The sequence below is a fragment of the Streptomyces bohaiensis genome (assembly GCF_012033785.1).
Lineage (GTDB): Bacteria > Actinomycetota > Actinomycetes > Streptomycetales > Streptomycetaceae > Streptomyces > Streptomyces bohaiensis.
In genome coordinates, this window is the sequence record NZ_JAAVJC010000192.1 from 1 (window position 1) to 9,151 (window position 9,151).

Genomic DNA, 9,151 nt, shown 5'->3' on the forward strand with positions numbered 1-9,151 from the left:
TCGGCGGACTCGGCGAAGCGGACTACGCGGCCGCCAACGCCTTCCTCGACGCCTTCGCCGCCGCCGAGGACGGGCGCGGCCGGGTCGCACAGCGGGTGGTGTCGGTCGCCTGGGAGCCGGGCGGTCGGTGTCCAGCAGGTCGGCGAGCCGGGCGACCGTGGGGCGCTCGAAGAGGGTGGCGGCGGCGAGGTCCACGCCCGCCTCCGCCGACAGGCGGGCGACGACGGCGAGGCCCACCAGGGAACTGCCGCCCAGGTCGAAGAACGGGTCGTGGACGCCCACCGCGTCGATCCCGAGCAGGTCCTGCCACACCTCCGCCACCCGCCGCTCCACCTCGGTGCGCGGCGCGACGTACTCGGTGCGCAGCGGTGGCCGGGGGTGGCGTGCCGCGCGCGGCACGGGCGCCACCGGGGAGGCCGGCGGACCGGCGCTCTCCACGGCCAGCTCGGCCAACGGCCGACCGAGAACGTACAGATGGGAGGGACCGGCCACGATCGCGCGGGCGAGTGCGGCGGTGCCCGCGTCGTCGCCCAGGCCGTGGGTCCGGCGCGAGTGGAGCAGGTGCGCGAGCAGGTGGGGGTTGTCCGCGAAGGCCGCTGTCTGCCAGCGGTCCCGTTGCCACGGCCCCCAGGCGACCGACACCACCCGCTGTGCGACCCGGCCGCGCCCGTCCTCGGCGGCGGCGAAGGCGTCGAGGAAGGCGTTGGCGGCCGCGTAGTCCGCTTCGCCGAGTCCGCCGATGGCGCCGGCCACCGAGGAGTAGAGGACGAGGAGTTCGACCGGCTCCGCTCGCAGGGCCGCCGCCAGGGCGAGGGTGCCCGCGACCTTGGGGGCGAGGACCGCCGATGCCTGTTCGCGCGTCTTGGTCTGCACGAGTCCGTTGCCGGCCACCCCGGCGGCGTGGACCACCCCGTGGAGGCCGCCGAGCCGCTCCCGCACGGCGCCCAGCACGCGCACGGTGTCGCCCGGGTCGGTGATGTCCGCGGTCAGGGTGACCACCTCGGCGCCCAGTGCGCGCAGGCGGCGGATCTCCCGGATGACGCGGGCGGTCCGGTCGTCCTCCGGCGCCGAGGCGAGGCGGGTGTCCCAGTCGTCCTCGGGCGGGAGGGGGGTGCGTCCGATCAGGGCGAGGCGGACGCCCAGCGGGGCGAGCCGCGCGGCGAGGGCGAGGCCGAGTTCGCCGGTGCCGCCCGTGATGGCGTAGGTGCCCCCGGCGCGCCAGGCCGCCGCGTCGTCCACCTCGGGCAGCGTCACCGGGTCCAGGCTCCGGGTCCAGGGGCGGCCCCGGCGCCAGGCGCCGAGCAGCGCCGGGTCGGCGGCGGCCGGCACGGAGCCGGGGGGCGTGTCCGCCGCGGGGTCCGCCAACAGACCGTGCAGGTCGTGGAGCAGGTGTGCGGCCCCGTCACCGGCGGCTGCCTCGGCGTCGAGGTCCGTGACGCGGGCCCTCGTGGTCGGGTACTCGCTGAGGAGGGAGCGGGTCGCGCCCGTCGCCGTCGCCGCCGAGGGCCGGATCTCCTCGCCGCCGAGAACGTCCGCGGCACCCACCGTGGCGATCAGCAGGCGCAGCGGGCGCCGCGGGAGAGTCGTGGCGGCGGCGCGCGCCAGCCACAGCAGGCTGTGGAAGCCGCGGTCCAGGGCCTTCTCCGCCCCGGTGCGGGCCTGCTCCGGGTCTGCGGTCCGGGCCTGCCCGGGGTCGGTCGCGATCAGGGCGTGCAGCACCGCAAGCGGCCCGGTGTCCGTGTCCAGGCCCGCCAGCAGCGCCGCGACCTGGGCGGGGTCCGCCGGGTCGACGGTGCCGGCGGCGCCGGGCGCGGGGGCGCGGTGGGCCGCCGCGGGGTGGACGAGCAGGGCCCGGTGGCCCGCCGCTTCCAGTTGCTCCCGGAGGGCGTCGGCGAGCTCTCCGGGGTCCGCGAGGACCAGCACGGTCGTCGGCGCGGGGTCGGCGGTGCGCGGCGGGGTGTGCTCCCGGCGCCAGACGGGGGCGAGGACGTGCGGCTCCCGGTGCCCGGGGTCGGTGGCCGCCGGTGCCGCCGGTGCCGCGGCGGCGGTCGGCCGCGCGGCGGCTCCGGCGTCGGGGTGCGCGGCGGGCCAGTGATCGGCCCGCTGGAAGGCGTAGGTGGGCAGCCGCAGGACGCGGGCGCCCCGGGGGCGGGAGAGGGCGAGGTCGACGGTGAGGCCGTCGTCCCACAGCCCGCCGAGGACGGTCAGCCAGCTCCGGGCGGCGTCGCCGTCCTCGGGGAGCGCGAGGAGGGGTATCTCGCCGGGGAGTCCGGTGACCGGCCCGGCGGCGAGGGTGAGCAGCGGCGCGTCCGCAGCGGCGAGAGCGGACCCGGTGCCCGGTGAGTCGTGGGACGGCCGGGCCGCGCGTCGCCAGTGCTCGGGATCGGCGACCGGCACGACCTCGCCGTCCGCGAGGGAGCGCACGGTGACCCGGGGGGCCCGGTAGCCGGCGGCCGCGGCGCGCTGCGCGCGGGCGGTGTCGTCGGGGGCGGCCAGGAGGGCGACGGCGTCGGTGAGGGCCAGGGCGTCCGCCGCGCAGGCCGCGGCGAGTTCTCCGGTGCCCGCGGCCAGGATCGTCCCGGGGAGGTCGACGCCGGCGGCCCGCAGCAGAGCGGTGCCGGCGTACTCGGCGGCGAAGGCGCGCAGCGCGGGGTCGGCCGCCGGATCGGCCGCGCCCTCGGCGCGGGCCGCGTCGACGCAGGCGTCCCAGGCGTCACGGAAGGCGGGGTGTGCCGCGCGCAGGGTCTCGGCGGTCTCCGGGGGCAGTCCGGTGCCCGGCAGGACGAGGGTGTGGCGGACGGGGGTCTCGCGGGCCGCTCTCGCGGGCGCCGCAGCGCGCAGTGCGGCGGCGGCACCGGGCAGGTCGCGGCAGACGAGGCTCCTGCGGTACGGGAAGCGGGCGCGACCGACCGACAGAGTGTGGGCGACGTCGGCGAGGTCGAGGCCGGGGTGGGCGTCGAGGTGGTCGGCGAGGGCGCGGGCGTTGGCCGCGGTGGCCTCCGCGGTGTGGCCGGAGACGGTGAGCAGGTGCCAGTCGGGGGCCGCGGCGCGATCGGTCTCCGCCGGTCCGGTGTCGCCCTCCGCGGGGGCGGCCTCCACGACGAGGTGGGCGTTGGTGCCGGACCAGCCGAAGGAGCTGACGCCCGCCCGCAGGGTGCCGGGCGTGCCGTGCCCGACGGGTTCGCGGCGGGTGACAGGCCGCACGGGGCCGTCGAGGACGACGTCGGCGTTGGGCTTCTCCAGGTGGAGGTTGGGCGGGAGTTCATGTCCGGTCAGGGCCAGGACGGTCTTGATGAGTCCGGCCATGCCGGCGGCGGTCAGCAGGTGCCCGATGTTGCTCTTGACGGCGCCGACGTGCAGGGGGCGGTCGGCCGGGCGGTCGCCGAACACCTCGGTGAGGACGCCGTACTCGATGGCGTCCCCGAGTGCGGTCCCGGAGCCGTGGGCCTCGACGAAGTCGATCTCCTCGGCGCGTACCCCGGCGTCGGCGTGGGCGGCGCGGATGACGGCGAGTTGGGAGTGGCGGTTGGGCGCGGTGAGACCGTTGCTGCGTCCGTCGGAGTTGGTGGCGGTGCCCCGGATGACGGCGTGGGGCCGCAGGCCGTCGGCGGCGGCGTCGGCCGCCCGGCGCAGCAGGACGGCGCCGCCGCCCTCACCGACCGCGTACCCGTCGGCGGCGGCGTCGAAGGTCTTGGTGCGGCCGTCGGGGGCGAGCATGCCCATCTTGCAGGCGCTGAGGAAGAACTCGGGGCCGACGACCTCGTTGGCCGCGGCGACGAGGGCGTAGTCGCACTCCCCGGAGCGCAGCGCCTGCACGGCGAGGTGGGTGGCGACCAGGGAGGAGGAGCAGGCGGTGTCGACGGTGATGGTGGGGCCGCGCAGGTCGAGGTGGTACGCGACGCGCCCGGCGGCCGCGCTGGCGGAGGTACCCAGGCCGAAGTTGGGGTCGTCCAGGCACCCGGGGCCCTCCAGGGTGATCTGGCGGACGCCGTACTGGGATTCGGCGAGACCGAGGAAGACGCCGGTGCGGGTGCCGCGGAGGGATTCCGGGGAGATGCCGGCGTTCTCGACGGCCTCCCACACCAGTTCCAGCACCAGCCGGTGCTGGGGGTCGAGCCGGAGGGCCTCGCGGGGGGTGTAGCCGAAGAAGGACGCGTCCCAGCCGGTGATGGAGTCGAGGAAGCCGCCGCGCTGGGTGTAGGCCTTGCCGGGGGCGCCGGGGACGGGGTCGTGGTAGTCCGCCGCGTTCCAGCGGTCGGCGGGGACTTCGGTCACGGGATCGGTGCCGGACAGCAGGTGCCGCCAGAACGCGTCGGGGCTGTCGCCCCCGGGGAAGCGGCAGCCCATGCCGAGGATCGCCACGGGCGCGTCGGACGCGGCAGCGGTGGCCGGATCGCCGGCGGGTTCCGCAGCGGCGGAACCGAGGACCTCGCCGAGCACGTACCGGGCCAGGGCGTGCGGGGTGGGGTGGTCGAAGACGACGGTGACCGGGACGTCGATGCCGGTGCTCTCGCACAGCGCGCCCCGGATCTCCACCGCGTTCTGCGAGGTCAGGCCCAGCTCGGTGAAGGCGCGGCGGGCGGGGACGCCCTCGCCGTCGGCGTGGCCGAGGACGGCCGCCACATGGCTGGTGACCAGCCGCAGGACGAACGGTTCGCGGTCGACCTCCGGCAGGGCGGTGAGCTCGGCGCGGAGCCGGGTCAGGACCGCGCTCTCGGCCTCGGCGGGGGCGCCGGAGCCGGCGGGGGCGGTCGCCGCGGGGCGGCTGCGCGGGATCAGGTCGAAGTAGGAGGTGGGCCGCACGGTCGCGTGGAGCGCCGTCAGCCGCTCCCAGTCCGCGGAGACCACGGTCGTGGCGGGCCGGCCGGAGCCGGCGGCCCGGGCGAGGACGGAGAGCGCGGTGGCCGGGCGCAGCTGGTGCAGCCCGGGCCGGTCCTCCCACGGTCGGGCGACGGTGTGCTCGCCGGCCATGCCGGCCCCGGCCCAGGGGCCCCAGGCGAGGGAGGTGGCGGGCAGTCCGCGGGCGTGGCGGTGGCGGGCGAGTGCGTCCAGTACGGCGTTGGCCGCGGCGTAGTTTCCCTGGCCGGGTGAGCCGAGGGACGCGGCGGAGGAGGAGAAGAGGACGAAGGCGTCCAGGTCGATCCCGGCGGCCAGGGTCAGTTCGTGCAGGTGGAGCGCGGCGTCGGCCTTGGGTGCGAAGACGGTGGCAAGCCGTTGCGGGGTGAGCCCCGGCAGCAGCGCGTCGTCGAGGACGCCGGCGGCGTGGACGATCGCGGTCGGGGTGTTGCCGTCGCGGACGAGGGAGTCCAGGACGCCCCGGAGTCGCTCCCGCTCGGCGACGTCGCAGGCGAGCACGGTGACGCGGTGGCCGTCTGCCGTGAGCTCGGCGTGCAGGTCGGTGGCGCCCGGGGCATCGGGGCCGCCCCGGGAGAGCAGGACGACGTGGTCGGCGCCGTGGGTGGCGAGCCAGCGGGCGCACTGGGCACCCAGGCCTCCGGTGCCGCCGGTGACGAGGACGGTGCCGCGGGGTTGCCAGGGCTGCTGTTCGGGGGCGGCGGCCGGCGAGGGGGCGAGGCGGCGCCCGAGGACGGTGGCGCCCCGCACGGCGACCTGGTCGTCGACGGCCGAGGTCAGGGCGGCGACGGCGGCGGCGACGGACTCGGGGGTGGCGTGGCCGGGGGGCAGGTCGAGCACACCGCCCCAGGAGCGGGGCTGCTCCAGTGCCGCGACGCGGCCGAGGGCCCAGACCGGGGCTTGCCGGAGGGCCTCCTCCGAGGTGACCGCCTCCCCGCCGTCGGCCGTCTCCGCACCGGTGGTGACCGCGCCCCGGGTGGCGCACCACAGGCGGGTGCCCTCCAGGGCGGCCACGGCCTGCACGAGGGCAAGCGTGGCGCCGAGACCGGTGGTGAGCGCGGTGTGTCCCGTCACCGGGGTGGCGTCGAGGGCGAGCAGGGAGAGCACGCCGCCGGAGGTGTCGAGCGTCCGCAGCCGCTCGGCGAGGGCGCTCGCGGTGGCCGGGGCGGTGCCCGGGTCCTGGTCCTGGTCCTCGCCGGACGGGTCCGCGAAGCTCCCGCCGATGGCGACGGGCAGAACGGCGGCGGCGAGGCCGTCGGCGAGGGCGCGGCTCCAGGGGTGGTCCTCCTGCCCGGCGGGCACGGCCAGGACCCAGCCTCCGGGGCGGCGGGCGGTGCCGACAGCGGGGGCCAGTGGTTCCCAGCGCTCCTCGTGGCACCAGGCGGAGCCGCCGGGGGGCACGGGGTCGTGCAGCCAGTAGTCCTCGCGCTGGAAGGCGTAGGTGGGCAGGTCGACGGGCGGGCCGGGAGCGGGGGCCTCATCCAGGGCCCGTTCCCAGGCGACGGGCACGCCGTGGCCGTGGAGGCGGCCGAGTGCGGCGAGCAGCGCGGTCGGCTCGTCCTGGACGGGCGTCCCGCGCCGGACGGGCCCGGCCACGGAGGTGACGACGGCGTGGGCGTCGGTGACGCCGAGCGCGGCGTGGGTGGCGAGGGCGGCGTCGGCGCCGAGTTCGAGCCAGGCGGTGGTGCCCTGGTTCTCCAGAGCACGGACGGCGTCGGCGAAGAGCACCGGCTCGCGGAGCTGCCGGACCCAGTAGCCGGGGTCGGTCCACTCCCCGTCGGCGACGGGGCGCCCGGTGAGGGTGGAGACCGCCCGCAGCCGCGGCTCGTGGAAGGTGACGGAGTCGAGGGCGGCGCGGTAGGCGTCGAGCATGCCGTCCATGTGGGCGCTGTGGAAGGCGTGGGAGACGCGCAGCGCGGTGGCGCGCAACCCTGCCTCGGTGGCCTCGGCGCGGACGGCCGCGATCTGGTCGGCGTCGCCGGAGACGACGACGGCCCGTGGGCCGTTGACGGCGGCGATCTCGACGCCCCGGTGGCGGGAGATCAGCTGATCCGCCCCCGCCCGGTCGGTGCCCAGGGCGGCCATCGCGCCCCCCGGGCGCGCGAGTTGACGCATCAGGCGGGCGCGGGCGGCGACGACCCTGCAGGCGTCGGGCAACGACCAGACGCCGGCGACGTGGGCGGCGCTGAGTTCGCCGATGGAGTGCCCCGCGACCGCGTCGGCGGACAGGCCGAGTGAGGTGAGCAGGGCGTGCTGGGCGGTCTGGAGGGCGAAGAGAGCGGGCTGGGCGACGGCGGTGTCGTCGAGCGGACTGACTCCGGTGCGGGCCGGTTCGCCGAGGACGGCGTCCCGCACGGAGTGGCCGAGGGTGTCGGCGAGTTCGGCGTCGAGGAGGGCGCACACCTCGTCGAATGTTCGGGCGAACTCCGCGTAGCACTCGTGGAGTTGACGACTCATCCCGGGGCGCTGGCTGCCCTGGCCACCGAAGAGCAGGGCGAGGAGGGGCCCGGAGATGAGCTCGGCGCCGCTGACGACCTCCGGCGCGGTGCCGCCGTCCGCGAGGGTACGGAGCCCGGCGAGCAGGGTGTCCCGGTCGGCGCCGAGGACGACCGCCCGGGAGTCGAGGCGGGCCCGGGTGGTGGCGAGGGCGCTTGCCACGGCGGACGGCGTTGCGTCGGGCCGCGCGATGAGGTGGTCGTGCAGGCGGCCCGCCTGGGCGCGCAGGGCGGCGGGGGTGGCACCGGAGACCGGCCAGGCGACGACGCGCCCGGGCGCGTCCGGCCAGTCGGCGGGGGCCCGGTCCGGGGCCTGTTCGAGGATGAGGTGGGCGTTGGTCCCGCTGAGGCCGAAGGCGGACACCGCGGCCCGGCGGGGGTGTCCGGTGGCGGGCCAGGGCCGGGAGTCGGTGAGGAGTTCCACCGAGCCGGCCGCCCAGTCGACGTGGGAGGTGGGCGCGTCGGCGTGCAGAGTGCGGGGCAGGGTGCCGTTGCGCAGGGCCATGACCGTCTTGAGGACTCCGGCGGCGCCGGCGGCGCCCTGGGCGTGCCCGAGGTTGGACTTCACGGAGCCGATGTACAGCGGTTCGCCGTCGCCGCGTTCGCGACCGTAGGTGGCGATCAGGGCGTCGGCCTCGATGGGGTCGCCGAGCGGAGTGCCGGTGCCGTGTGCCTCGACCGCGTCGACGTCGGCGGGGGTGAGGCGGGCGTCGCGGAGCGCGGCGCCGATGACGCGCCGCTGGGAGGGCCCGTGAGGGGCGGTCAGGCCGTTGGAGGCGCCGTCGGCGTTGACGGCGGAGCCGCGGATGACGGCGAGGATGTTCCGGTTGTTCCGGACCGCGTCCGAGAGGCGTTCGACCAGCAGCAGCCCGGCGCCTTCCGACCAGCCGACGCCGGCCGCGTCATCGGCGAAGGCACGGCAGCGGCCGTCGGGCGAGATGCCTCCGACGGCGGAGAACTCCACGAACAGCTCGGGCATGCTGACGACGGTGACCCCGCCGGCGAGGGCGAGGGAGCACTCTCCGGAACGCAGGGCCCGCACGGCCAGGTGCAGCGCGACGAGTGAGGAGGAGCAGGCCGTGTCCAGGCTGAGCGTGGGGCCCTCCAGTCCGAAGGTGTAGGCGATCCGGCCGGAGATGACACTGCTGGTGGTGCCGGTCAGGAGGTTGCCGACGAGTCCGGTGGCCTGCTGGTTGCGGCCGTAGCTCTGGCCGATGGCGCCGATCCACACCCCGGTGTCGGTGCCCTTGAGCGAGGTGGGGTCGACTCCGGCCCGTTCGAGTGTCTCCCAGGCGACCTCCAGGGATATCCGCTGCTGCGGCTCCATGGCGAGGGCCTCGCGCGGGGAGATGCCGAAGAGCCCGGCGTCGAACGCGGGGGCGTCGTAGAGGAAGTGCGCGCGGGGAGCGGTGATCCGGGTCGTGTTGTCGGGGTCGGGGTCGAAGTAGCGGTCGAGGTCCCAGCCGCGGTTCTCCGGGAAGGGGCCGAGGGTCTCGCCGCCCTCGTCGACGAGCCGCCACAGCTCCTCGGGAGAGGTGACGCCCCCGGGGAACCGGCAGCCCGCGCCCACGACGGCGATCGGCTCGTGACCGCTGTCCTGCAGTCTGCGCAGCTCCTTGCGGGCCTCCCGCAGGTCGACCGTGGCGCGCTTGAGATAGTCGAGGTACTGCTTCTCGCTGGTCATCGTGGGGGCTCTCCTAGTGTGGTCGGCGGCTGCCGACGAGTGCCGAAGATCGCTGACGTCCCCGCGCGGTCCCGCCGGCCGGGGGCGGTGCGCCGCGTGCTCATAGTCGCGTCAGTGT

1 protein-coding gene is annotated in these 9,151 nt (G+C 77.0%); it reads right to left on the minus strand.

Annotated features, from left to right (window positions below):
* Positions 1-9,033: type I polyketide synthase (locus HCN52_RS17985; RefSeq protein ID WP_168089476.1), on the minus strand; the 9,033-nt coding region annotated here is incomplete at its 3' end.
* Positions 9,034-9,151 lie beyond the last annotated feature (118 nt).